Source organism: Idiomarina sp. UBA3176 (genome assembly GCF_002364295.1).
Classification (GTDB): Bacteria; Pseudomonadota; Gammaproteobacteria; order Enterobacterales; family Alteromonadaceae; genus Idiomarina; species Idiomarina loihiensis.
On sequence record NZ_DEXU01000005.1, the window covers coordinates 197,764 to 222,203 of the forward strand.

At 47.6% G+C, this 24,440-nt stretch carries 22 protein-coding genes and 2 tRNA genes; 4 read left to right on the top strand and 20 right to left on the bottom strand.

Translation table 11 applies throughout. The features are described from left to right. Nucleotides 1-13 precede the first annotated feature (13 nt). The 18 genes from B2U97_RS02505 to B2U97_RS02590 all read right to left on the bottom strand — a co-directional run bounded on the left by B2U97_RS02505 (nucleotide 14) and on the right by B2U97_RS02590 (nucleotide 19,374). Nucleotides 14-1,435 carry an FAD-dependent oxidoreductase gene (locus B2U97_RS02505; RefSeq protein ID WP_011234325.1) on the bottom strand — a complete coding sequence of 474 codons (1,422 nt, stop codon included), beginning with the start codon at nucleotides 1,433-1,435 and terminating at the stop codon, nucleotides 14-16. Next, nucleotides 1,435-5,901, bottom strand: coding sequence for a glutamate synthase large subunit (gene gltB, locus B2U97_RS02510; protein WP_286830216.1), 4,467 nt, complete (start codon nucleotides 5,899-5,901; stop codon nucleotides 1,435-1,437). Before gltB ends, B2U97_RS02505 begins: the two co-directional genes overlap by 1 nt. A gap of 138 nt (nucleotides 5,902-6,039) precedes the next feature. After that, a complete protein-coding gene (nadA, locus tag B2U97_RS02515; RefSeq protein WP_114981589.1) occupies nucleotides 6,040-7,080 on the bottom strand; it encodes a quinolinate synthase NadA in 1,041 nt (346 codons plus the stop codon). Nucleotides 7,081-7,223: 143 nt separating this feature from the next. Continuing rightward, nucleotides 7,224-7,299: transfer RNA gene (locus tag B2U97_RS02520), tRNA-Lys, on the bottom strand. A gap of 30 nt (nucleotides 7,300-7,329) precedes the next feature. After that, nucleotides 7,330-7,405 (bottom strand) — tRNA-Lys (locus B2U97_RS02525). 129 nt (nucleotides 7,406-7,534) lie between these two features. Then, nucleotides 7,535-8,248 carry a tol-pal system protein YbgF gene (ybgF, locus tag B2U97_RS02530; protein WP_227016310.1) on the bottom strand — a complete coding sequence of 238 codons (714 nt, stop codon included), beginning with the start codon at nucleotides 8,246-8,248 and terminating at the stop codon, nucleotides 7,535-7,537. Between the two features lie 68 nt (nucleotides 8,249-8,316). Further along, on the bottom strand, nucleotides 8,317-8,853 hold the full coding sequence (gene pal, locus B2U97_RS02535) for a peptidoglycan-associated lipoprotein Pal (RefSeq protein ID WP_110012729.1): 537 nt from the start codon (nucleotides 8,851-8,853) through the stop codon (nucleotides 8,317-8,319). 53 nt (nucleotides 8,854-8,906) lie between these two features. Next, entirely contained in the window at nucleotides 8,907-10,256 is a 1,350-nt protein-coding gene (tolB, locus tag B2U97_RS02540) for a Tol-Pal system beta propeller repeat protein TolB (RefSeq protein ID WP_286823458.1), read from the bottom strand. Between the two features lie 11 nt (nucleotides 10,257-10,267). Beyond that, nucleotides 10,268-11,185, bottom strand: coding sequence for a cell envelope integrity protein TolA (gene tolA / locus B2U97_RS02545; protein WP_286823459.1), 918 nt, complete (start codon nucleotides 11,183-11,185; stop codon nucleotides 10,268-10,270). Between the two features lie 2 nt (nucleotides 11,186-11,187). Beyond that, a complete protein-coding gene (tolR, locus tag B2U97_RS02550; protein WP_286823460.1) occupies nucleotides 11,188-11,616 on the bottom strand; it encodes a protein TolR in 429 nt (142 codons plus the stop codon). Then, nucleotides 11,613-12,323, bottom strand: coding sequence for a protein TolQ (gene tolQ / locus B2U97_RS02555; protein WP_034819846.1), 711 nt, complete (start codon nucleotides 12,321-12,323; stop codon nucleotides 11,613-11,615). Before tolQ ends, tolR begins: the two co-directional genes overlap by 4 nt. Before the next feature lie 3 nt (nucleotides 12,324-12,326). Then, the gene (gene ybgC, locus B2U97_RS02560) at nucleotides 12,327-12,737 is read right to left on the bottom strand and encodes a tol-pal system-associated acyl-CoA thioesterase (protein ID WP_034819843.1); all 411 of its coding nucleotides are present in this window, start codon (nucleotides 12,735-12,737) and stop codon (nucleotides 12,327-12,329) included. A 397-nt stretch (nucleotides 12,738-13,134) separates the two neighbouring features. Continuing rightward, nucleotides 13,135-14,157 (bottom strand): Holliday junction branch migration DNA helicase RuvB, encoded by a 1,023-nt coding sequence (gene ruvB, locus B2U97_RS02565; protein ID WP_286823461.1) that lies wholly within the window; start codon nucleotides 14,155-14,157, stop codon nucleotides 13,135-13,137. A 9-nt stretch (nucleotides 14,158-14,166) separates the two neighbouring features. After that, on the bottom strand, nucleotides 14,167-14,784 hold the full coding sequence (gene ruvA / locus B2U97_RS02570; protein ID WP_110012731.1) for a Holliday junction branch migration protein RuvA: 618 nt from the start codon (nucleotides 14,782-14,784) through the stop codon (nucleotides 14,167-14,169). Nucleotides 14,785-14,796: 12 nt separating this feature from the next. Beyond that, entirely contained in the window at nucleotides 14,797-15,333 is a 537-nt protein-coding gene (ruvC, locus tag B2U97_RS02575; protein WP_110012732.1) for a crossover junction endodeoxyribonuclease RuvC, read from the bottom strand. Next, nucleotides 15,334-16,083 (bottom strand): YebC/PmpR family DNA-binding transcriptional regulator, encoded by a 750-nt coding sequence (locus B2U97_RS02580; RefSeq protein ID WP_011234339.1) that lies wholly within the window; start codon nucleotides 16,081-16,083, stop codon nucleotides 15,334-15,336. A 16-nt stretch (nucleotides 16,084-16,099) separates the two neighbouring features. Further along, nucleotides 16,100-17,869 (bottom strand): aspartate--tRNA ligase, encoded by a 1,770-nt coding sequence (aspS, locus tag B2U97_RS02585; RefSeq protein WP_011234340.1) that lies wholly within the window; start codon nucleotides 17,867-17,869, stop codon nucleotides 16,100-16,102. Between the two features lie 74 nt (nucleotides 17,870-17,943). Then, a complete protein-coding gene (locus B2U97_RS02590; RefSeq protein ID WP_286830218.1) occupies nucleotides 17,944-19,374 on the bottom strand; it encodes a diguanylate cyclase domain-containing protein in 1,431 nt (476 codons plus the stop codon). A gap of 117 nt (nucleotides 19,375-19,491) precedes the next feature. Here B2U97_RS02590 and cmoA point away from each other — a divergent pair, with 117 nt between their 5' ends. Genes cmoA through B2U97_RS02605 form a run of 3 tightly spaced genes read left to right on the top strand, consistent with a single transcriptional unit; the run spans nucleotide 19,492 to nucleotide 22,118 of the window. Further along, nucleotides 19,492-20,223, top strand: coding sequence for a carboxy-S-adenosyl-L-methionine synthase CmoA (gene cmoA / locus B2U97_RS02595; RefSeq protein ID WP_114981591.1), 732 nt, complete (start codon nucleotides 19,492-19,494; stop codon nucleotides 20,221-20,223). An 8-nt stretch (nucleotides 20,224-20,231) separates the two neighbouring features. Beyond that, complete coding sequence (cmoB, locus tag B2U97_RS02600) at nucleotides 20,232-21,203, top strand: tRNA 5-methoxyuridine(34)/uridine 5-oxyacetic acid(34) synthase CmoB (protein ID WP_286823464.1); 972 nt, start codon at nucleotides 20,232-20,234, stop codon at nucleotides 21,201-21,203. A 21-nt stretch (nucleotides 21,204-21,224) separates the two neighbouring features. Beyond that, on the top strand, nucleotides 21,225-22,118 hold the full coding sequence (locus B2U97_RS02605) for a LysR family transcriptional regulator (RefSeq protein ID WP_272989844.1): 894 nt from the start codon (nucleotides 21,225-21,227) through the stop codon (nucleotides 22,116-22,118). Nucleotides 22,119-22,125: 7 nt separating this feature from the next. Here B2U97_RS02605 and galU read toward each other — a convergent pair whose 3' ends face one another. Further along, a complete protein-coding gene (galU, locus tag B2U97_RS02610; RefSeq protein ID WP_011234345.1) occupies nucleotides 22,126-23,010 on the bottom strand; it encodes a UTP--glucose-1-phosphate uridylyltransferase GalU in 885 nt (294 codons plus the stop codon). Between the two features lie 103 nt (nucleotides 23,011-23,113). Between galU and B2U97_RS02615 the strand changes: the two genes are divergently transcribed. Then, the gene (locus B2U97_RS02615; RefSeq protein WP_011234346.1) at nucleotides 23,114-23,425 is read left to right on the top strand and encodes a DUF6170 family protein; all 312 of its coding nucleotides are present in this window, start codon (nucleotides 23,114-23,116) and stop codon (nucleotides 23,423-23,425) included. Here the strand turns inward: B2U97_RS02615 and B2U97_RS02620 are convergent. After that, nucleotides 23,394-24,383 (bottom strand): response regulator, encoded by a 990-nt coding sequence (locus tag B2U97_RS02620; RefSeq protein ID WP_272989847.1) that lies wholly within the window; start codon nucleotides 24,381-24,383, stop codon nucleotides 23,394-23,396. The genes B2U97_RS02615 and B2U97_RS02620 overlap by 32 nt on opposite strands. Nucleotides 24,384-24,440: the final 57 nt, after the last annotated feature.

Sequence of the window (24,440 nt, forward strand, 5' to 3'; positions counted from 1 at the left end):
CGCTGCCCATAACTTATACGGCGTCGAAATAATCCAGCATTCCCTCGGCGGCGTTGCGTCCTTCTGCTATCGCCGTCACGACCAGATCGGCGCCGCGCACCATATCGCCACCGGCAAATATTTTCGGGTTGCTGGTTTGCATCGCAAACTCCGTGTCGCCAGTGGCCAGCACAGTGCCCCAGTCGCTTAGCTCCACTTTATGTTGTTGTAACCATTCTGGCGGGCTGGGCTGATAGCCAAAAGCAATAATCACCGCCGTTGCAGGCATTATGAATTCTGAATCCGGCACAGGTTGTGGACGTCTGCGGCCATCCGCGTCCGCCGGGCCAAGTTCAGTACGCATCATTTTCACGCCGCTAACCTTACCCGAATTGTCTGTGACTACTTCCAGCGGCTGCAGGTTAAACTCAAAAGACACGCCCTCTTCGCGAGCATTCTGCACTTCTTTGCGCGACCCTGGCATATTACCTTCGTCGCGGCGATAAGCGCAGACAACCGAACTCGCTCCCTGCCTGATTGAGGTTCTGACGCAGTCCATCGCAGTATCGCCACCACCAAGCACAACCACGGTCTCGTCTTTCACATCAATAAGTGGATACTGAGACATAGGCTCATGAGCCATAAGCTTTTGTGTATTGCCAATGAGAAACGGCAAGGCAGGATAAACTTCATCTGCATCCAGGCCTTTTAGTTTTCCATCCAGCGCTTTATAAGTCCCCAGAGCTAAGAATACCGCATCATAATTGGCTTCCAGCTCAGCAAAACTGATGTCTTTACCCACTTCGACACCCAGCTTAAACTCAATACCCATGTCGGTGAATATTTCACGACGCAACGTCATGACCGCTTTATCCAGCTTAAATGGCGGAATGCCGTAGGTTAGCAGGCCTCCAATTTCCGGGTAACGATCGTAAACGACAGCTTTGACACCATTACGCGTCAATACGTCGGCACAGGCAAGACCTGCAGGCCCGGCTCCAATGACAGCAACCCGTTCCTGACGCTGAGTCACACCGCTTAAATCTGGTCGCCACCCTTGTTTAAAGGCTTCGTCGACCATTTGCTTTTCAATACTGCCAATAGTTACTGCGCCGAAACCGTCATTCAGCGTACAGGCTCCTTCACACAAACGATCCTGCGGACAGACCCGACCACAAACCTCAGGCAGACTGTTGGTTTTATGCATCAGTTCAGCGGCTTCAATAACCCGCCCTTCATTGGCCAGCTCCAGCCACTGAGGAATATAGTTGTGAACCGGGCATTGCCACTCACAATAAGGGTTTCCGCAGTCCAGGCAACGATCTGCCTGGCCTTTTAGCTGCACGTCAGGCATTGGATCATAAACTTCTTTAAACTCAATGCGGCGCTCTTCAACCGGACGTTTCGGCGGATCAATGCGCTGCACGTCCAAAAACTGATAAATATTTTTGTTCATTACATCACCTGCACACGTAATTCTGCGGTTGACCGCGCCCGATGCCCTAAAAGCTCTTTCACATCTGCTGCTTTTGGTTTGACGATATAAAAGCTGTCCACTACTTGCCCGAAGTTGTTTAATAACTCGCGCGAGTAGTGACTTCCCGTTGCTTCGTGATGCTCATGAATTAAACCACGCAAGTGTTCCTGAATGATCGGGGTATCCACTGCAACGGCCTCAACCAATTCGTGGTTAAGCCGACGATGTAAGTCGCCGTCGCTGTCTCTTAAATAAGCGAAACCGCCTGTCATGCCGGCACCGAAATTGATGCCACACTCCCCCAGTACCACCACAATACCGCCGGTCATATATTCACAACCATGGTCACCAATACCCTCTACCACAGCTGTCGCGCCGGAGTTACGCACCGCGAAACGTTCACCGGTACAACCGGCAGCATAAAGTTTTCCGCCAGTCGCGCCATACAAACACGTATTGCCCATAATGACTGCTTCGTGCGTGTTATAACGACAGCCTGCTGGCGGCTTAATAGTAATTTCACCGCCGGCCATACCTTTCCCAACGTAGTCGTTGGCGTCTCCGGTCAGGTGAAGCTTTAAGCCTCCGGCATTCCATGCACCAAAGCTTTGTCCTGCGGTACCAATGAAACCTAAAGTAATTGGCGCAACAGCCATTCCCTGATTTCCATGTTGGCTGGCAATGTAACCCGATACACTTGCAGCAACCGAACGGTCGTCATTACGGATAGTCAAAGACCAATGACCTCCGCTGCGCTTATAGATAGACTCCTTGCACAACTCCAGCAATCGCTGGTTCAGCTTGCCCTGATCAAACGGCGGGTTCTTCTCGGTGCAATATAAAGAATGCTCTGAGCGAACCCCGGCTGACTGCAACAAGGCAATTAACTGTAACTGCTGCTGACGTTTGGTTTCACCAGTCAGCCGTTCCAGTAGGTCAACCCGGCCAATAGCGTCGGTTAACTTTTCCAGCCCCAATTGAGCGAGAATGTCACGCACCTCTTCCGCCATAAACTCAAACAGTTTCACCACGCGTTCCGGCAAGCCGGAGAAATGTTCCCGCCGCAGGGTTTCATCCTGAGTGGCGACGCCTGTTGCACAGTTGTTCAAATGACAAATGCGTAAATACTTACAGCCCAGAGCAATCATAGGGGCGGTGCCAAAACCAAAGCTCTCAGCGCCTAAAATAGCCGCCTTCACAATATCCATACCGGTTTTTAAGCCGCCATCAACCTGCAACCGAATTTTATGGCGGAGATTATTAGCAACTAAGGCTTCGTGCACCTCAACCAGACCAAGCTCCCAGGGCGAGCCGGCATACTTGACCGAGGTCATGGGGCTGGCACCAGTTCCGCCATCGTAGCCGGAGACGGTAATTAAATCGGCATACGCTTTCGCGACACCTGTAGCAATGGTGCCAATACCCGGAGTAGAAACCAGCTTGACTGAAACTAAGGCTTTCGGATTCACCTGCTTTAAGTCAAAAATCAGCTGAGCTAAATCTTCAATGGAATAAATATCGTGATGCGGCGGCGGCGATATCAAGGTAGTACCAGCTACGGCGTATCGCAGTTGGGCAATTTCCGCAGTCACTTTTTCGCCGGGCAGTTGACCTCCCTCACCGGGTTTGGCTCCTTGCGCAACTTTTATCTGTATAACATCGGCGTTAACCAAATAATGCGGCGTGACACCAAAGCGCCCCGAGGCCACTTGCTTAATTCGCGAGTTCTTTGCGTTGTTAAAGCGCTTCGGATCTTCCCCACCCTCGCCAGAATTTGAATGCCCGCCAATAGTATTCATGGCAATAGCTAAGGCTTCGTGAGCTTCGGCGCTTAACGCGCCTATCGACATAGCTGCCGTGTCGAAACGCTGAAACAGGAGTTCTTTGGCTTCTACTTTTTCTTTTTTAATTTTTGCCTTTTCAGGCAATTTGATACTGAGCAAATCACGCAGGTGAGTCACCGGCCTCTCGTTAACAAACTTAGCGTAAACGTCGTAATCTCGCTGCTCGCCTGTTGCCACCGCGCGTTGCAGCGACATCACAACATCCGGGTTATAAGCGTGGTACTCCCCACCGTGCACATATTTTAGCAAACCGCCCTGAGCCAGTTTTTTTCGTGTTAACCAGGCGCGATGGAAGCTCTGCTGAAGATCCTGCTGTATATCGTCAAAGCCGGTACCGTCAATGCGTGCTGGTACGTTCTCAAAGCAAAGACGACGTACATCTTCGTTCAACCCAACCGCCTCAAACAAGGAGGAGCCCCGGTAACCCGCCACTGTCGCAATACCCATTTTCGAAAGTATTTTCAGTAACCCTTTATTCAGGCCTTTACGGTAGTTGAGCAATGCTTCTTTTATGTCCAGCTGAACTTTGTCCCGGGCGACCAGTTGCTCCACGGTTTCATACGCAAGGTAGGGATAAACCGCAGTGGCACCTAAGCCTATTAATACCGCCATATGGTGCGGATCACGCGCGGATGCGGTTTCAATAATAATGTTTGAGTCACAGCGAAGATCATTCTTCACCAGCACTTGTTGCACCGCCCCAACAGCCATGGCTGCAGGTATCGTCAGCTGTTCCCGCTGTAAATCTCTGTCACTGAGAACCAGAATAACCGTTTGCTCATCCTTAACCGCGGCTTTTGCCTGCTCAACCAGGCTATCGATGGCTTGTTGTAAATTCTGCTGCTCCGGTTTAAACCCCAGCGACAAGGTGGTTGCCCGGTAATGTTGTTCATCAAGTTCCCGTAGCTGCTTTAAATCGGTGTACATCAGGATAGGTGATTCAAATACCACCCTGTCGGCATCGCCGGATGCCTCGTTAAATACATTATGCTCACGGCCTATGATAGTGGAAAGCGACATAACATGGCGTTCACGGATAGGGTCAATAGCGGGGTTAGTCACCTGAGCAAACTGCTGCCGGAAATAGTCGTAAAGCAAACGAGGCTGTTTTGAAAGCACTGCGGTGGGTGTATCGTCCCCCATAGAACCGACGGCTTCCTGACCATCTTTCGCCAGAACACTGATAATCTGCTGTATTTCTTCTTCGGAATACAAATACGCTTTATGAAAAACCAGCATAGTCTCGTCGTCATACAAACGTTTACCCAGCTTGTCGGCGTGGCTGCGTTCAAACGGTATCAAGTGGCGACGGTGTTGTTCCAGCCATTGTTTATAAGGGTGACGCTGCTTGAGTTCTTCTTCAATTTGGTCGTTATACCAAATTTTGCCGGTATAGGTATCCACCGCCATCATTTGTCCCGGTCCCAGGCGGCCTTTTTCTATCACTTCCTGCTCGTCGTAATCCCAGATACCCACTTCGGATGCAATGGTCAGAATACCTGAGCGGGTCAGAACATACCGCGCCGGACGCAGACCATTTCTATCCAGACTACAGGCCACATGCCGGCCATTACTCATGACCACACCGGCAGGCCCATCCCAGGGCTCCATATGCAGAGAGTTAAACTCGTAAAAGGCACGCATGTCGTCCGACATGGTGGCATCGCCCTGCCATGCCGGCGGGATAAGCAAGCGCATGGCCCGGAATAAATCCATGCCACCGGCCAGTAACAGCTCCAGCATATTGTCTAACGACGCAGAATCGGAGCCTGACAGTCCCACCAGTGGCTTTGCGTCCTGTAAGTCAGGCAGTAAGGGGGTCTGGAATTTATAAGCTCTTGCCTGCGTCCACTGACGATTCCCACGTATAGTATTAATTTCGCCGTTGTGGGCAAGGAACCGGAACGGCTGAGCCAGCGGCCAGCGCGGTTCCGTATTAGTAGAAAAGCGCTGATGGAAAACACAAATAGAGGTTTTCATTTCGGCATCGGCTAAGTCAGTGTAATAAGCTGGCAAGTCAGCTGCCATCATCAGGCCTTTATAGACTAAGACCAGACTCGACAACGAGGAAATATAGAGCTCATCCTGATTAGGCATCAGCTTTTCGACGCGTCTCCGCGCCATATACAAGCGTCTTTCCAAATCTTTTTTACGCCAGCCCGGCGGAGCCGACACCAGAACCTGCTCAATAACCGGCTCAGACGATTTAGCGCCTTCACCCAGTACTTGGTTGTTGACCGGAACTTTACGCCAGCCAGTGACCGCTAAAGTCTCTCGTTGAAGCTCTTGCTCAATAAGGTGGCGGGCGGACTCGCGCTTATCCTTATCGCGACTAAAAAATACCATACCGACAGCGAATTTCTTACTGAGCTGCCAACCTTGAGTTTCTGCGTACTGGCGGAAAAACTGCTCGGGCATTTGCAGTAGTAGTCCGCAGCCATCTCCGGTTTTACCGTCGGCACCAATACCACCACGATGTTGCATACGGTCCAGCGCTTTTACTGCGGTAGAAATTAAACCTTGCTGAGCTTCGCCATTAATATCAGCGATAAGGCCGAAGCCGCAGTTATCACGGACATCAGCTGGATCATAAAGTCCCATGCTTATACCACTCGAATAATTATTCAATAAAGCTAGATTACCATGCAGGCATCAGCTTCGGTAGGCACTGGGGCTATTATTGTTACAAATATGTTGTATAGACAAAAAGTAAAAAGGCTCCCGAAGGAGCCTTTTAAATCACTTTAAAGTCGCTGCAAATTCCAGCATTCGGTCTAGCGGCACCATGGCTTTTTTGCCCAGAGCTTCATCGACATGAATCTCATGTGTTTCTCCACCGTCCGTTAACGCTTCTTCTATCGCTTTTAAGCCGTTCATTGCCATCCAGGGGCAATGCGCACAACTGCGACACGTTGCGCCGTTACCCGCAGTGGGGGCTTCAATAAAGGTCTTATTCGGTTGCAGCTGCTGCATTTTATAAAAAATGCCTTTGTCGGTAGCCACTATGAAGGTTTCATTTGGCAATTCCTGACTCGCCTTAATAAGCTGCGAGGTAGAACCGACAGCATCTGCCATCGCGACAATATTCTCCGGCGACTCGGGGTGCACGAGAATAGCCGCCTCGGGGTGAAGCTTTTTCATATCCTGCAGGGCTTTCGCTTTAAACTCATCATGCACGACGCAGGCGCCCTGCCACAACAACATATCAGCTCCGGTTTCCCGTGCAATATAACCGCCTAAATGCTTATCTGGTGCCCAAAGAATTTTTTCTCCTTTTGCATCCAAATGGTCAACAAGCTCAAGCGCCATACTGGATGTCACTACCCAGTCTGCACGAGCTTTTACCGCTGCTGAAGTATTCGCATAAACGACAACTGTCCGGTCAGGATGTTGATCACAAAACTCAGCAAATTTTTCTGGTGGACAGCCAAGATCAAGGGAACATTCGGCTTTCAATGTTGGCATCAACACTTGCTTATGAGGCGTAAGAATTTTAGCCGTCTCGCCCATAAAACGAACACCAGCTACAATCAGCTTCTTTGCCGGATGGTCGCGACCAAATCGAGCCATTTCTAAAGAATCGGCCACGCAGCCACCAGTTGCCTCGGCTAACGCCTGAATATCGGGGTCTGTGTAGTAGTGAGCCACCAATACAGCGTCTTCATCAATCAGAAGCTGCTTAATACGATTAATGGTTTCGGACTTCTCTTCCGCACTTAACGGTTTAGGCTTTGGCGGAAAAGTATAATCAAGGCTATCCAGAGTTTGAATCTCGGTCATGATACTACGGCTTGTTTTCCAAGTGTTCTTAATAAGTGAGGACTATTATAGCGGAATTCAAGGGATGCTTATAGCTAAGTCAGTATCACTCTTAATTCATCAGTATGGTTTGAGTGGTTTTCTTAATGGGGTATTCAGTGAAGTGGTGGGTTGTGCAGGATTCGAACCTGCGACCAATTGATTAAAAGTCAACTGCTCTACCAACTGAGCTAACAACCCATATTCTGGTAAATATTTTTATCGGCGACGTGGTGGGTTGTGCAGGATTCGAACCTGCGACCAATTGATTAAAAGTCAACTGCTCTACCAACTGAGCTAACAACCCAACGCCAATAATATTGCCCGTTTCTGCTTGGCAACGGCGGCATAGTTTACTGAAATAGTGCGCGTATGCAACTGAAAATTGAAAAAAACTGTGCGACTGCTTAATTCACGAACACATGTTGCCCAGTTGTTACTGATTTAAGCGTTGTTTTGCCAAATTAGCTTCGGTACTTTCCGGGTATTCTTCAATCACTTGCTGGTAATAAGCTTTTGCATCTGCCGATTTATCTTGCTCACTGGCGATAGCACCAAGCTTTAATAAACAATCACCACGTTTATTACTGTCTGGGTAATCATTAACGACAGTTTCAAACTGTTGCTTTGCCTGATCGTATTGACGTTTGGCAAAAAACAGCTGACCTAACCAGTAGTGAGCATTAGGAGAGTAAGTCGAGTTTGGAAAGTTCTTCAGAAAAGACTCAAATGCAGGTATAGCTTCATCATAACGCTTATCCTCAAGGACTAAAGCTATCGCCTTGTCATAAGCATCATTCTCGCTAAGGTTTGGAGAATAGCTGCTATTGTCTGTTTGTGTCGGTACCTGCTCAAGGCTATTGTAATCGTTGCCGGCAGTTTCACTCTGGTTATTGCTCGACTTCAAATTACTGAAGCGACGATCAATTTCCTGATACAGCTCGCGCTGGCGTTGCAACAATTGCTCCAGACGGTACTCGTGCTCTTCCGTTATGCCCCTTAATTCAGCAACATCTTGCTGCAAAGAACCTAACTGATTAAGCATTTCAAGCTGAGCACTGGAACGGGCTTCGAGCATGCGCTCGATTTGTTCCAGTCGTTGCTCAACACCGCCTGAAGACGACAGTCCAGAAACAGGTGCCTGGGCCATAACAGCCCCAGGCACACACAAACATACAGCTAACAGCGTTTTTCTCATTACTATCCGTTACTTTTAAATTAGTAAACTAAAACAGCGCGACGGTTTTTCGCGTATGCGCGTTCGTTTGAACCATTTACCATTGGTTTTTCTTCGCCATATGAAACAGTCGAGGTTTGAGAATCCTGAACACCCAAGTTGTGCAAGTAGCTCTCAACTGCTTTAGCACGTCTCTCACCTAACGCGATGTTATACTCAGGTGTGCCGCGCTCGTCGGTATGACCTTCAATAACAACTTTCACAGACGGGTTTTTGACTAGGTAATCAGCGTGCGCCGACAACAGGTCGGTGTACTCTGACTGAACGTTAGATTTGTCAAAAGCGAAGTAAACGATGTGTTCTTTACGTAACGCTTCCATTTTTTGCTGACGTTCTTCTTCCATTCTTTGTGCGCGGTCTGCTGCACCAACTTCAACACCAGAGTCTTGCTCAGCTTGTTGATTGGTCTCCTGACCTGCGCCCATACCTGAATCAGTTTCCTGGTTTGAGCTACAAGCGGCCAGAGTTGCCATTGGTACAACGATTGCCAGAGCTTTTAAAAGTTTATTAAGCTGCATCCTTTTCGTCCTTATCGTTTTTATCGAACAATTCAACCATTCAGGCTTTTGTTTTACATAAATGGCGACCAAGCCGGTGACTTAATTTCACCATCGGTAGCCGGTAATCGTGCTTTAAAACGCCCATCGATAGAAACCAAAGCCAGTACTTGTTTATTATTATGCGTTGTACTGTAAATAACCATACTGCCATTTGGTGCCACACTTGGTGACTCATCTAAAGACGTTTTCGTTAAAACTTGCATGTTTCCACGCGGAAACTCTTGCTTAGCGATATGATAGTTACCACGTGTCCGGTTCACTAAAATCATATCTTCGCCGGACGGCACTAAGGTACCACCTAAATTCTGCTCACCATCAAAGGTTAACCGACGAACCTGACCTGATGATAAATTTACGCTATATAGTTGCGGTCTGCCACCTCTTTCTGAGGTAAACACTAAAGATTCACCATCTGGCGTCCAGTTAGGCTCTGTATCAATCGTACGATTACGAGTAACACGTTGCAAGTCCTTAGTTTTAATATCAAACACATAAAGCTCAGGATTTCCATCCTTAGATAAAACCATAGCTAACTTTTTGCCATCTGGCGAGAAAACAGGGTTACCGTTTATCCCGGGGAACGACGTCAGCTTCTCGCGGCGGGTGGTATAAATATCCTGCATGAATATTTCTGCTGTTTTATTCTCGAAACTAACGTAAGCCAGTTTATTACCATCAGGAGACCAGGCCGGAGACATCAACGGCTCGGGTGAACGTAGCAGTATTTTCTCGTTCGCACCGTCATAATCTGCAACCGCCAGTTTGTATGGATAGCGATCATCGTGGTTTACCGTGACATAAGCGATTTTTGTCATGAAAGCACCACGTTCGCCCGTTAACGCTTCGTAAGCAACATCTGAAATTCGATGTGCATAAGAGCGAAATTGATCACCATCAATAACACTGGAGCGTGAATCAAGAACATGGTCATTACTCTGCACCAACTCACCGTTGCGTAACATCTGCGAGTTACCACCGGTAATTTGTCCCCGGAGCACATCAATAATTTCAAACTTAACCATATAGCGGTCGACTGAATACGGTTCTATTGAGCCAACCAAAATGGCTTCTACGCCCATTTTTGCCCAGGCCGAATAATCGATCTCATCATCAGCAGCCGGACGTTGCGGCATAGCAGTTGTGGGAATCGGATTAAATTTACCGCTACGCATAAGATCTGCAGCAATAACATCGGTAATTTCGCTTGGCGCCTCTCCTTCACCTTTCCACTGAAAAGGCACAACAGCAATCGGCCGCGCGGTATCAATACCTTCCGTGATGACGATTTCCAGTACCCCGGCACGCGCAAAAGCGGTTAGCGCAACAAAGAGTAAAATGCTTTTAATTAATAGATTTTTCATCGGTCACCTTGTTACAACTGCGGTTTTACAGTCAGTTTAATTGTACTCATTTGTTCATAAATTTCCGGATCTTCAGAAACCGGCAGCGTTGTAGCTTTTAATACGGCATTTTGAGCTGAACGACAAACGTTCGCATCGCCACTGCCGGTGTCTACTGACTTAACGAATCCGCTTGGAGCTACTCGTATGGTTAACTCACATGACTTGCCACGCATTGAGTCATCAACATTCCAGTTTCGCTGAATAGTTTGCTGAATAAGCGCCTGATACTTTTCAACTTCACTCAATACCTGTTGACGGCGAGCTGCCTGCCGGCGTGCACGCTCTTCTTCCATTTCTTTTTGCAGCTGAGCTTCTCGTTCCGCAGCTTTACGTTCCGCTTCTTCACGCTTACGGCGCTCTTCTTCGCGTTTTCTACGCTCCTCTTCAGCACGCCGCTCGGCTTCTTCGGCTTCGCGTTTACGGCGTTCGGCTTCTTTCGCTGCCGCTTCGGCTTTAGCCCGTTCTTCAGCTAAGCGTTCCGCCTCTCTTTTCTCTTGCTGAGCTTGTTTACGTGCTTCTTCGGCTTGCTGCTTCTCAAGCTCCTGCTGACGTTCAATTTCTTTCTTGCGCTGTTCTTCTCTTTCTCTCGCTTTACGCGCTTCGGCAGCTCTTTGCTCAAGTCTTTCAATACGGCGCTGTTCGGCCGCCTCTTGCTCCGCTTTTTGCTGGCGAATTTTATCCGCCTGTTGCTGAACTTTGGATTTATCAACAGTGACCGCGCTAACAATCTCTTCTGACATATCCAGTTCGCTCTGATCTAAATTCACCTCCATCGCCTCCGGCGTTGAGGGGGTAAATTCAAAGCTAATCAATAACACACCTGCAATTGCAGCGTGTATGACAATCGAATATATCAGCGGTAAGGTTAAGCTATCTGATTTTGCCACAACTAATTATCCGACGAATCTGTCATTAAACCGACTGAGGGCACACCCGCTCGTTGCAGTAACACCATCAGTTGCACAATTTGATTATAAGACACCGCTCCATCACCATTGACCATAACAGGAGTATCTGGTTCAACTTGCAAGTGAGCAGCAACCAGAGTTGCGAGTTCATCAGCCTGCATGGGCGTATCCTGAGAATCTCCCTGATTTAAATAGTAACGCCCTTCAGCATCAACCGATGCAACCAAAGGTGGTTTACTCTCTTCAGCAAGAGGCTCGGCTGTTGCTTCTGGTAAGTCAACTTTAACCCCCTGAGTGATTAAAGGAGCTGTTACCATAAAGATGATCAGCAGAACCAGCATCACGTCGATGTAAGGTACTACGTTAATTTCCGCAACCGGCTTACGACGCTTGCGCGGCATTACCATCATACCGTTTCGCCCTCTACTTTACTTTTGCCAGCCTGAGCCGACGACTGTCGCTGTAAAATCGAGATGAATTCATCAATAAAGTTCATGTATTGATTATCAACTTTTTCCACACTGGTGGTGAATCGGTTGTAAGCAATAACAGCCGGTATCGCTGCGAAAAGACCCATCGCAGTTGCAATCAGTGCTTCGGCGATACCCGGTGCAACCATGGCCAGCGTAGCCTGTTGCACGGCACCTAAAGCGATAAAGGCATTCATTATTCCCCATACCGTTCCAAACAAACCAATATAAGGGCTTATAGAACCAATAGTGGCCAAAATACCTAAGTTGTTATCCAGCTTTTCGGTTTCTCTAGCGTGCGCCACGCGCATTGCACGAAATGCGCCTTCAAGCATTGTTTGCGTATTTGTTGTTGAGTGGTTACGCAGCCGGGCATACTCTTTAAAGCCAGCGTGAAACAGTAACTCCATTCCCCGCGCATTCTTGGCGCGAGCAGAAATTTCCTGATAAAGACGCGCAAGATCAACGCCTGACCAGAATCTATCTTCAAACTTTAGCGCGTCATTTCGAGCCTGCTTCAACACTTTTTTGCGCTGAAAAATTAACACCCAGCCCCATACCGACATCGCCAGTAACATAACCATCACCAGCTTGACCAAGAAACTGGCTTGCATGAATAAATCAATAAACGATAGTTCTGCTTCCACGCTTTAAACCCCTGACTGAATACGCGATATTATCGGTTCCGGAATAGCGACAGCTTTCATCGCCTGATTATCAACACAGGCTGCTAACACTGTTGCCTGGCAATGCACACTGCCATCCTTCGCCAAAACTTGTTGTTCGAAAGCCAAAGAGGCTTTCTTAATCTTTGTAACTTTGACAGTAACTCTTAGTTCAGCATTAAACTTAGCCGCCTGCCGTAAATCCAGTTCTACCTTGCGAACCACAAAGGCTATATTGTGAGCTAACCAGGTATCCTGTTCAATCCCTAATGATCTTAACCACTCGGTTCGTGCTCTTTCAATGAACTTGAGATAATTAGCATAATAAACAATACCACCTGCATCCGTGTCTTCGTAGTAAACCCGGATAGGCCATTCAAATTCATAATGAGACATTACCACCTCAAGTAAAGTTCCGAAAAGTTACCTTTGTGTAATATTTTGTAAAGAAGCCCTTAAAACCACAACTGATTACTTTGTCAGCAGACTTTTTTTTATAACAGGACGAAAAGAACAAAATATCAAAACCATGATTTTTAGAGCTTTTTCTTTTTTGTTACAAATATGTTGCGCTTTTTTTGTACAAAGAACACAACTTCCAGATTAGTTATTATAATGCGAACATCTAATTTTTCTTGTTTGATCAGAATCAGATTAACTTTATAATACCCAGCATATCAAAGACGAAGAGATTGGTTGTCACTTTTTCTGAGATTGTTTATTCAGCAATAGTTCCCTGGATTTAACTTCCTTCTTGTTGTTCTGTTTGCCCGCACATTGTGCGGGCTTTTTTTTACCTATTTTCGGGCTTTAAGCCAAAATGCTGATAAGCTCTGGGAGTCGCTATACGTCCTCGCGGCGTGCGTTGTAAAAAGCCCTGCTGAATCAAATAAGGTTCCAGAACATCCTCAATGGTATCTTTTTCTTCGCCTATGGCTGCTGCCAGGTTATCTAACCCCACAGGTCCACCCATGAACTTTTCCATAATGGCTAATAACAGCTTCCGGTCCATATAATCAAAACCAGCCTGATCAACATCCACCATGGTCAACGCTGCATTGGCTGTTGTTTCGTCAACGTCGCCATTGCCTCTGACTTCGGCGTAGTCGCGTACCCGACGCAATAAACGGTTAGCTATACGTGGCGTTCCTCTTGAGCGGCGTGCTATTTCCCGGGCTCCACCGTCAAGCATCCGGACATTCATAAAGTGAGCCGACCGCGCCACAATGTCGGTTAATTCGTTAACATCGTAAAATTCAAGACGCTGCACAATACCAAAGCGGTCGCGTAGCGGTGACGTCAGCGCGCCAGCACGGGTGGTGGCTCCAATAAGAGTAAAAGGTGGTAAGTCTAATTTAATCGAACGCGCGGCCGGACCCTCACCAATCATAATATCCAGCTGATAGTCTTCCATAGCCGGATAAAGAATTTCTTCAACAACCGGACTTAAACGGTGAATTTCATCAATAAATAAAACATCATGTGCTTCAAGGTTGGTCAACAATGCCGCTAAGTCACCCGCTTTTTCCAGAACCGGACCGGAGGTTGTTTTAATACTCACATCCAGCTCGTTCGCCACAATGTTCGCCAGCGTCGTTTTACCCAACCCCGGAGGACCAAAAATTAAAAGATGATCCAGGGCTTCCTGACGTTTGCGCGCGGCCTCAATGAAAATCCCCATCTGTTCAACGACATGCTTCTGTCCAGTATAATCCGCCAGAGTTTTAGGCCGTATGGCACGATCAACAGCCTCATCTTCACCCTGTACGTCGGGTTCAATGAGCCGTTGAGTAGGTATTTGATCGGCTTCTATCATGGGGCTTCCTTACGACAGCTGCTTTAGCGCCAGTCGAATCAAGGTCTCACTGTTATGTTCTGCAGAGTACACTTTTTGCAGGGCTTTTTCAGCTTGATTTTCTTTGTACCCAAGTGACTGCAAGGCGCTAATGGCATCAGTTCTTGCATCGGCCGGATGTTCTCCTGCATCCATACCCTGGCTATCCAGCGGTGCGCGATCAGTAAATGGCGTAGACGGCTGCCAGTCCTTGAGTCGGTCACGCATTTCTATAACCAGACGTTCGGCGGTCTTTTTGCCCACACCTGGCAATTTCACCAAACGAGTAACATCGTTTTGGTTCACAGCCATGACAAACTCATCTGCTGACATGCCGGATAAAATGGCCAAAGCCAGTTTCGGGCCAACTCCCTGAGTTTTCAGTAGTAGCCGGAACAGCGAACGTTCTGAAGCAGAAATAAAACCATACAATAGCTGTGCATCTTCGCGCACCACAAAATGTGTGATTAATTTTATGGTTTCGCCCACCGGCGGCAATTGATAGAAGCAGGTCATTGGCAACTGAATTTCATAACCAATGCCCTGTACATCTAATACCACTTCCGGTGGTTGCTTGCTGGTAAGTACGCCCTGAATATGACCTATCACTTTTTTACTCCGTTAACGCAAACGCCCTCGCACAGTTTTACGCGCGGCGCCTGCCATTTTAATCAGGTTTTGTGAACTGTGAGCATGACATAAGGCAACGGCGAGTGCATCTGCGGCATCTTCCTGAGGGCAACGCTGCAGATTCAGTAACGCCATTACCATATGCTGAACCTGAGACTTCTCTGCACCACCGTTACCCACCACAGACTGTTTAATTTGTCGCGCTGAATACTCCGCTACCGGAAGCTCTGCACGTGCGGCAGCTACTATCGCAGCCCCTCGAGCCTGCCCAAGCTTTAAAGCGGAATCCGGGTTTTTTGCCATGAACACTTGTTCTATCGCGAATTCGTTCGGCTTAAACTGAGTAATGAGTTCACTGACGCTGTCATGAATGCGACGCAGCTTTTCCGCCAGAGTTAAAGGCTCTTTAGTGGTACCAATAACCTTGATACAACCACTACCAAGGTAATTCAGTTGCCGCCCTCGCTGCTCTATAACGCCGTAGCCGGTCAGTCTCGAACCCGGGTCGATACCCAGAATAATCGCCACTTAGTCGTCCAGTCGCGCAATGATCTCATCAGAGATATCGGCATTGTGATAAACGTTTTGCACGTCGTCTAAGTCTTCCAGCGCATCCAGCAGTTTTAAAAAGGTTCGTGCGGATTCCTCATCCAAATCAACGCGGGTGTCAGGAACCTGAGTCACTTCAGCGTTGCTGGCTTCCAACCCTTTTGCATCCAGAGCATCTTTAACTGCGCCGAAATTCTCCGGTGATGTAATGACATCGATACTCCCTTCATCGTAAGCGAGGATATCTTCCGCCCCGGCTTCCAGCGCCGGTTCCATAACCTGTTCTTCGGTCACACCGTCAGAATAGCTAATAACGCCCTTCTTATTAAATAAGTAGGCAACAGAGCCGTCGGTACCTAAGTTACCGCCTAACTTACTGAACGCGTGGCGAACATCTGACACCGTCCGATTTCGGTTATCGGTCATGCATTCCAGCAGGACAGCCACACCGCTGGGACCATAGCCTTCATAAGTCAGCTCATCAACGTTATCGCCTTCAAGATCACCCGAACCGCGTTTGACCGCAGTATCTATGGTGTCGCGCTTCATATTATTGGATAAGGCTTTATCGATAGCCGCACGTAAACGCGGGTTGGTTTCAGGGTCCCCGCCGCCTTCGCGGGCAGAGACCGTTATTTCACGAATTAACTTGGTAAAAATTTTGCCGCGCTTAGCGTCCTGCGCGGCTTTTCGGTGCTTAATATTAGACCATTTGGAATGACCAGCCATATGTCACCTCTGTTGATTACTCGTCTTCCTTCACAATACTTTTTACGCCCAGCTCTTGCAATGCTGCCGGGTTCGCTGCGCCAGGCGCATCGGTCAGAACACAAGCCGCGGTGGTTGTTTTCGGGAAGGCAATAACGTCACGAATGGAGCTTGCGCCAACCATCAACATCACCAGACGGTCTAAACCAAAAGCCAAGCCCGCATGCGGTGGCGTACCGTATTTTAACGCTTCTAACAGGAAGCCAAATTTTTCCTGCGCTTCGTCTTTTTCAATACCTAACACTTCAAACACCGCTTGCTGCATTGCGTTTTCGTGGATACGAACCGAACCACCACCTAACTCAACACCATTCAACACCATATCGTAGGCGTTTGAAATAGCGGCTGCCGGGTTAGCTTTTAGCTCCTCAGGAGTCACATTGACCGGTGCGGTGAACGGGTGGTGTAACGCGGCCAGACTGCCGTCGTCTGCAACTTCGAACATTGGGAAGTCTACAACCCATAGCGGTTTCCATTCGTTACTGACCAGTTCAAAGTCTTTACCTAACTTCAGACGTAAAGCGCCCAGTGCTTCTGCAACCACATGCGACTTATCGGAACCGAAGAACAGCACATCACCCGTTTCTGCCTGCATACGCTCAAGCAACGGCTCAATCACTTCGTCCGGCAGGAACTTAAGAACAGGTGACTGCAAGCCTTCCCGGCCTGCACTGCGGTCGTTTACTTTAATCCAGGCCAAACCTTTCGCGCCATAAATGCCGACAAATTGTGTGTATTCGTCAATCATCTTGCGTGAAACGTTTTCAGCCTGCCCCGGTAAACGGATAGCAGCAACACGGCCTTCTTCGTCATTCGCCGGCCCAGAAAAGACTTTAAACTCAACGTCTTTTAAAACATCAGCAACATCAACCAGCTCTAATGGGTTACGCAGGTCGGGTTTGTCACTACCAAAACGGCGCATGGCTTCGTGCCAGGTCATGCTCGGGAATTCACCTAAGTCCACATCAAGTAGTTGCTTGAAGAGGTCACGAGCCATTTGCTCGGTAATTTCCATGACCTGCTCAGCGCTCATAAACGAGGTTTCGATATCTATCTGAGTGAATTCAGGTTGGCGGTCAGCGCGTAAATCTTCGTCGCGGAAGCATTTAACAATTTGATAGTAGCGATCAAAACCAGACATCATCAGCAGCTGTTTAAACAACTGAGGGCTTTGTGGCAGCGCGAAAAAGCGTCCTTTATGAGTACGGCTTGGCACCAGATAGTCGCGCGCGCCTTCCGGCGTTGCTCGCGTTAACATTGGCGTTTCTATATCTAAGAAGCCGTTGTCATCAAAAAAGCGACGTACTGCGCTGGTTACTTTAGCCCGGAACTGCAGTTTTTCGTTCATTTGTGGACGACGCAAATCAAGATAACGATAACGCAGTCGTGCTTCTTCGCTTACCTGCTGATTAAAATCAATAGGCAGCGGTTCAGAGCGACTGAATATTTCTAAGTCAGTGGCCAACAGTTCAACTTCGCCGGTTGCCATGTTTTTGTTTACCTGACTTTCCGGCCGACGGTTAACTTTACCGCTTAAGCGCACGCAGAATTCCTGACGCAGGCTGTTTGCTGTCTCAAATAACGCTTTTTGGTCCGGGTCAAAAACAACCTGCAACAGCCCTTCACGGTCGCGCAAATCGATGAAAATTAAGCCGCCTAAGTCCCGGCGTTTATTTACCCAACCACATAACGTGACTTCTTGTCCCGCTAATTCAGCATTTATTTGTCCACAGTAATGAGTTCGCATGCGCGTTTATCCTGCTAGCTGTTGCAATGAATGTTTTTACGAAGCGCAACATTATAGCGGACTGACGACGAATGTCATCCGTCGTCGCCAGCCAGACGCACATCATTTTTACCAGCGGCTTTTGCCCGGTACATAGCCTTGTCCGCAGAGCGAAGCAAATCGTCAGTATTGGTACCGTTCTTAGGGTAAATAGCAACGCCAATGGATACACTAATTTCCAACTGTTGCTTTTTCACTTTATAAGGCTTGGCCAACTGCACAACCAATTTACGAGACACTGCCAGTGATGAACCGACACTGTTCGCTGTTGGCAGCAGGATAACGAATTCATCACCACCATGACGGCATACCGTATCTGAACGCCTTAATAAAGTGCCCATTCGGTGTGCAGCCTGAATTAAGAGCTCATCGCCATAACTGTGCCCAAACTCGTCATTTATTTTCTTAAATCCATCGAGGTCTAGAAAAAGTACAGCAAAGGGTTTTCCCGTTCTTTCATTCTGACTGATGGTTTGCTCCAGACGATCCTGCATTAAGTTTCGGTTCGGCAATCCAGTCAATTCATCGTGCGTTGCAATATGCCGAATACGTCTTTCCGCTGCTTTACGCAATTTAATTTCCCGGCGTAATCGACTGTTCCAGATAGCAAAGCCAACAATAATGAGTAAAACGACAGAGCCAACTTTCATGGCAATATCAAGTAACTCTTTATTGCTCCAGCCCTGCTCTAACTGAAAACCGTACCATTTATTTTTTAGTTCATTACGCTCACTTTCAGTGACACTGTCAATGCCATGATTTAAAGCCATGACTATAGGTTGCCAGTCATCTCTCACCGCCAGGTAAAGCTCTTCGCCCTGCGCATCATCAATAACAGAAAGCTCGGAGCCCGGCAGCGGCCGTTCCTGCAACTCATGAACCAACAACGGCAGGCTATCAACATAATAATCAACCGCATTATTACGCAACAAATTCACACCTTCACGTATGCCGTCCACTTCAACGGTTTGAACGCTGCGAAGCTGCGCCAGCTGCGGCACAATGTTGTAACCTTCGACCACACCAATTTTGCTATCGGTTAACTGCTCCAGATTCAGACTGCCGCTGCTCAGTTGAGTGGTATTCATGGAAGCTACAGCCCAGGGCGTCGACCAGTAACTTTGGGTAAAATCCATAAACTGATTTCGTTCAACGGAGTAAGAAACGCTGGTCAGTACATCAATCTCTTTGTTTTTTATCGCCTCAAGGCAGTCACGCCAATGGCCGCAGGGCTTCCAGACTATTTTTGCCGAAATGTCCTGGGTAAACTTTTTAATTAAATCAACATCGAGCCCTATAGCTTTACCGTCTTTTATTGATACCAAAGGCTCCATCTGATCGGGCACACCTATACGCACCTCTTCATAGGCTTGGGTCCAGTTATCAGATTGGCCTGCATGACTATTAAAGACGGTTGTAGTAAAAGTGACAAAAATAGCACTTACTACACCTAAAGCTCGTTTCAATATTTTACCCTCCGCAGCAATAGCGCGGATTTTAGTCGAATATTGCCTGTGCGTCAGTAGCATTTATCGGTAAAATGCCTATTAATCTGAATTCTTTATCGAATAAAAGTAGCTTCTATGACGCAACATGACACGATATTTTCAAAGCCTTTGCCCAGCATCTCTGACTTCTGTTTTGACCAACAGGTTGTCGAAGTATTTCCTGACATGATTAACCGCTCGGTTCCGGGCTACTCCAGTATCTTACAGACCTTGCCACAAATTGTTAGCCGCTATGTTCAGCCTAATAGTCGCTTGTACGATCTAGGTTGTTCATTGGGCGCAGCGACCCTTGCTATACGTAAAGGGTGCGAGCAGACAGAAAACTGCAAAATTATTGGAATAGACAACTCTCAACCTATGATAGAGCGTGCGCAACTGCACCTGGATGGCTTTAAAAGCCAAATCCCGGTTGAACTTCACTGTCAGGATCTCGCCGAAACCGAAATTAAAAATGCGTCAGTGGTGGTACTAAACTTTACTTTGCAATTTATTAGCCAAGATAAAAGAGACGAGGTTATACAGAACATTTTTAATGGTATGAATAAAGGCGGCGCGCTATTAGTCGCGGAAAAAGTACGCCATCCGGATGAATCTATGAATGATCTGCTCATTGAACTGCACCATAATTTTAAACGAGCCAATGGTTACAGTGAACTTGAGATTAGCCAAAAACGAGCAGCAATCGAAAACGTAATGAAAGTTGATACATTGCAGGCTCATCAACAGCGTTTTCAAAAAGCAGGTTTTCAACACAGCTCGGTCTGGTTCCAGTGCTTTAACTTCGCCGCCATGCTGGCCGTTAAATAAGGGATATTATGGTTGATTTCAGTAAAGAACTTCGCGCACTTGTGCAAAGTCCGCACAGCCAGTGGCTGGATACTCTGGCACCACAACTCACGGCCTTTAAGAATACCCCTCACGGGAACTTAAAACGCTGGCAGCGGGTTCTAACACAGTTACCAAACTTGACCGCAAAACACGTTAAATTGTCCGATACCGTGCAGATAGGCGAAGCCGATGAAGCCTCTGATGCCGACAGGGCTCGCTTAACCGGCCTGCTCCAGCAGTTACAACCCTGGCGTAAAGGCCCCTTTGATTTATTCGGCGTTTTTATCGATACAGAATGGCGCTCTGATTGGAAATGGCAACGCGTAGCACCACATTTAGATGACTTAAGCGGCCGTCAGGTACTGGACGTTGGCTGCGGTAGTGGGTACCACTTATGGCGGATGCTGGAAGCAGGCGCCGAGCAAGTTTGGGGAATTGACCCGGGCGAGCTTTTTCTCATGCAATTCAGAGCCATTAGCCAGTTAATGCCTTTATCGTGGCAGCAACGGGCACACTTTTTCCCGGTTGGTATTGAACATATGCCGGAACTTAAAAGCTTCGACACCGTATTTAGTATGGGTGTGCTTTATCATCGCCGTTCACCTGTTGAGTTTTTACAGCAACTGAAATCTTTAATCCGTCCGGGCGGTCAACTGGTTTTAGAAACCATTGTTGTGGAAGGTGATGAAACCACCGTCATGATGCCTGGCGAGCGTTACGCGCAAATGCGTAACGTCTGGTTTTTGCCCAGCGCCAGTGCCTTGTCTGTCTGGTTAGAACGGTTAGGATTCAAAGACATCTCTGTGGTTGACCATAATACTACCTCAATAGACGAACAACGGCGCACAGATTGGATGACCGGGGAGTCGTTAGCCGACTTCCTTGATCCAAATGACACAAATAAGACTATTGAAGGTTACCAGGCACCGATTCGAGCAGTGATTACCGCTCGGGTTTAGCCCCACCGGAGTGGAATCAAGATGAGTGTTTACCGACCGAAATCGACCATTGAGCAATGGCGTATCCTGCAGGCAGTTGTTGACTGTGGCGGTTACGCGCACGCGGCTGAAGCCCTGAACAAGAGCCAGTCCTCGCTTAATCACGCTGTTGCCAAACTGCAGCAAGTGGTAGGTGTACAGTTATTGGAAGTCAGAGGCCGAAAAGCTCACCTAACCGCGGCGGGTGAAGTTTTGCTTCGCCGTTCGCGTCAGTTAACTAACCTGACTGAGGAAATAGAACAGCTGGCTGATAACCTCGAGCAAGGCTGGGAGCCGGAAGTTAAACTCGCGTTAGAAATGGTATTTGACCGCAGTCTGCTAGTTCCCGTGCTGGATGAATTCCAACAGCTTAGTCGTGGCAGCCGCTTAGTTATCAGCGATACCGTACTTACCGGTACGATGGAGCAAATTCAGGAACAAGCTGCCGATGTCGTTATTTCTCACCATATTCCACGTGGCTTTATAGGGGAACCTATAGGTCAGTACAGTATGGATTTGGTTTGTCACCCTGAACACCCGTTGGCAAAGCTGGAACAACCTATTAACCAAAACGAGCTGTCTCAATATTTGCAAATAGTCATTCAGGATACCGGCAGCCAGCCGGTAGAAGACGAAGGCTGGTTAAAAGCCGAGCAACGCTGGACGGTAAGCCACTTTGACGAAGCTCTCAGACTCATTCGTAACGGATTAGGTTTTTGCTGGTTGCCGGGCTACATCGCTCAGGAAGATTTAGATTCTGGCAGACTCGCTAAAATAAAAGTTGAGGGAAGCAGTTCGCGTAAAGGCAGTTTGTATATGGTATTACCCAAAGCAGAACTAACCGGGCCTTGTGCAAAAACTTTGTCGGAACTGATACTTAAGTACCAGTCCCGTTAAAAGGCCTTTATTTCAGAGACTGAATGTAGGCTTTCATGTCGGCGCCCAAATCCGGGTGTCGCAAAGCATGTTCAACAAAGGCCTGAGCGTACCCTAGCTTATTGCCACAGTCGTGGCTCTTGCCTTTCATGTAATACGCATTAACCGGTTGTTTTTCCAGCAGCATTGCCATGGCATCAGTCAACTGAATTTCATTGCCCGCACCCACCGGTGTTTTCTCCAACAGCGACCATAAATCAGCTGAAAAGACATAGCGACCAACTACGGCTAAATCTGACGGTGCATCTTCAACTGACGGCTTTTCAACCAGTTGAGTAATACCAGCCTGTTCACCCGGACTCAACTCCGCGCCATTAATATCGGCTATGCCATACTTATTGACGTCTTGCTGCGGCACTTTTTCGACCATGACTTGCGAATGCCCGCTTGCTTCAAAGTTTTTCACCATTTCAGCTAAGTTATCGCGATTCAGCTTACAACTGGCGTCATCAACCAGAACGTCAGGTAATACGACAGCAAAAGGCTCGTCTCCGATTAATGGACGCGCGCATAGAACGGCATGCCCCAGGCCTTTTGCAACACCCTGACGAACATGCATAATTGTAGTTTTTTCAGGACAAATGGCCTTCACCTCAGCCAACAGTTGCCGCTTTACCCGCTGCTCCAAAGTCGTCTCCAGCTCAAAACTCGTGTCAAAGTGATTTTCTATCGAGTTTTTACTGGAATGAGTAACCAGAATCACATCGGTCAAACCTGCAGCGGCGCATTCCTCAACAATGTATTGAATAAGGGGGCGATCGACCAACGGCAACATCTCTTTAGGAATGGCTTTGGTAGCAGGTAACATTCGAGTTCCGAGCCCGGCTACTGGAATAACGACTTTTTTGACCATAACAGCTGTCCTTAAATTCTGTTCACTTCAGAAGCGCAAGTTTATAACCTTTTCCCATGTTATAATGCAACCCAATTAACAAAATTCAAATGAAAGACTGACTATGGCTTTATATTTTTCTTCGCGTCACATTCCGCAACTGTCTAACTACAGCTTTACTCAGCGAGCTATGATTTTATCCATGGCACAGGAAAAAATGCCGGTGCCACGCCGCCTCATTTGTAATATGGCTAAATTGGTGCCTATTTGTCTTATTTTCTTCTTTATTGTAGAGGTCGAAGGTTGGTGGAAAGTTCCGGCTTTACTAGCGGCAGGTATTGGTTACCCACTATTTACACAACCCATTAATCTGAATATGTCACTGCCATACCTTGATAAAGCCATCAAACAGTTTGAGGCACAGCAGTCACAATAAGCTCAGTGTTCTTGTATCCGCAGTGCAACTTATGCAGATGTTCTATGCGATGCTCTCGAAAGTTGGCGTGCTGCCAGATGCCTAACGCTAAGTCGGGTTTTGCCCCTGGCTCGGGCTCAAACTTATCTCCGGCCTGAGCCCATAACCAACTATGCTTTGCTGTATCAACAATACCCACCAAAGCATCAAAAGCGGTTCTCACCTGTGAATGACAAAGCTCGTGGTTCAAGTGCTTTAATAACAACCCGGGCGCTAGCAAGGTATTATCATGGCCTGACAGATGCTGACGGATAAGCGGATCAATAAGGGTTTTCAATACCAGTAAAGGCAGTAAGTTCTGCTCCGTTGCATTTTGCGCAGCAGCCATAATGACTAAAACCCTGCCCTCAGTTAAAGGCCGGTAATCAATCCATAGCGGAGACTTTCCTGAGTCATTAATAGAACAGTTAAACTGGTAGCCATTAAGGTTTAATGGTCCGTCCGGCAATAACTCATCAACCAGCCGCCCAACAATAACGTCGTCCTGATACAAAATATCAATATGAGCATCCAGCTCCCACACATCGTGCAGGTAGGTTTCTTCCAACTGGTAACGTTGCAGGCAATTCTCTATCGCGTTTTCAATCACACTAAGGCTCTGCACAGGTTTAACCAGATAATCCCAGGCGCCAAGGCGGACAGCCTCACGGATATCGGACATTTTTTCAGAGGCGGAAATAACAATAATTGGAATTTGTGTGCAAGCTTTTAGCAGTTGTTCTATAACTTCAAGGCCGTCAATATCCGGTAGTTTTAAATCGCACAGCACAATATCCGGACATTGTTCCTGACAAAGCTTAATACCTTGTTTGCCATTATCTGCACAACACACATCATAACCGCTATTTACCAGATACTGTCTGACGACAGACTGAAATACCGGATCGTCTTCAATTAATGCGATGTGTGCTCGGGGCATTGTCACTTCTTAGTTATGACTCATGCCCTAAGCATTGTTCAGGAATGGTTAATCGTC

Coding starts and splice junctions, on each gene's coding strand:
- tolB (WP_286823458.1), bottom strand. CDS start 10,256: ATGAAAAATCTATTAATTAAAAGCATTTTACTCTTTGTTGCGCTAACC.
- B2U97_RS02620 (WP_272989847.1), bottom strand. CDS start 24,383: ATGCCCCGAGCACACATCGCATTAATTGAAGACGATCCGGTATTTCAG.
- nadA (WP_114981589.1), bottom strand. CDS start 7,080: ATGACCGAGATTCAAACTCTGGATAGCCTTGATTATACTTTTCCGCCA.
- cmoB (WP_286823464.1), top strand. CDS start 20,232: ATGGTTGATTTCAGTAAAGAACTTCGCGCACTTGTGCAAAGTCCGCAC.
- aspS (WP_011234340.1), bottom strand. CDS start 17,869: ATGCGAACTCATTACTGTGGACAAATAAATGCTGAATTAGCGGGACAA.
- pal (WP_110012729.1), bottom strand. CDS start 8,853: ATGCAGCTTAATAAACTTTTAAAAGCTCTGGCAATCGTTGTACCAATG.
- B2U97_RS02580 (WP_011234339.1), bottom strand. CDS start 16,083: ATGGCTGGTCATTCCAAATGGTCTAATATTAAGCACCGAAAAGCCGCG.
- ybgC (WP_034819843.1), bottom strand. CDS start 12,737: ATGTCTCATTATGAATTTGAATGGCCTATCCGGGTTTACTACGAAGAC.
- ruvB (WP_286823461.1), bottom strand. CDS start 14,157: ATGATAGAAGCCGATCAAATACCTACTCAACGGCTCATTGAACCCGAC.
- B2U97_RS02505 (WP_011234325.1), bottom strand. CDS start 1,435: ATGAACAAAAATATTTATCAGTTTTTGGACGTGCAGCGCATTGATCCG.
- gltB (WP_286830216.1), bottom strand. CDS start 5,901: ATGGGACTTTATGATCCAGCTGATGTCCGTGATAACTGCGGCTTCGGC.
- tolR (WP_286823460.1), bottom strand. CDS start 11,616: ATGATGGTAATGCCGCGCAAGCGTCGTAAGCCGGTTGCGGAAATTAAC.
- cmoA (WP_114981591.1), top strand. CDS start 19,492: ATGACGCAACATGACACGATATTTTCAAAGCCTTTGCCCAGCATCTCT.
- B2U97_RS02615 (WP_011234346.1), top strand. CDS start 23,114: ATGGCTTTATATTTTTCTTCGCGTCACATTCCGCAACTGTCTAACTAC.
- galU (WP_011234345.1), bottom strand. CDS start 23,010: ATGGTCAAAAAAGTCGTTATTCCAGTAGCCGGGCTCGGAACTCGAATG.
- B2U97_RS02605 (WP_272989844.1), top strand. CDS start 21,225: ATGAGTGTTTACCGACCGAAATCGACCATTGAGCAATGGCGTATCCTG.
- ybgF (WP_227016310.1), bottom strand. CDS start 8,248: ATGGCCCAGGCACCTGTTTCTGGACTGTCGTCTTCAGGCGGTGTTGAG.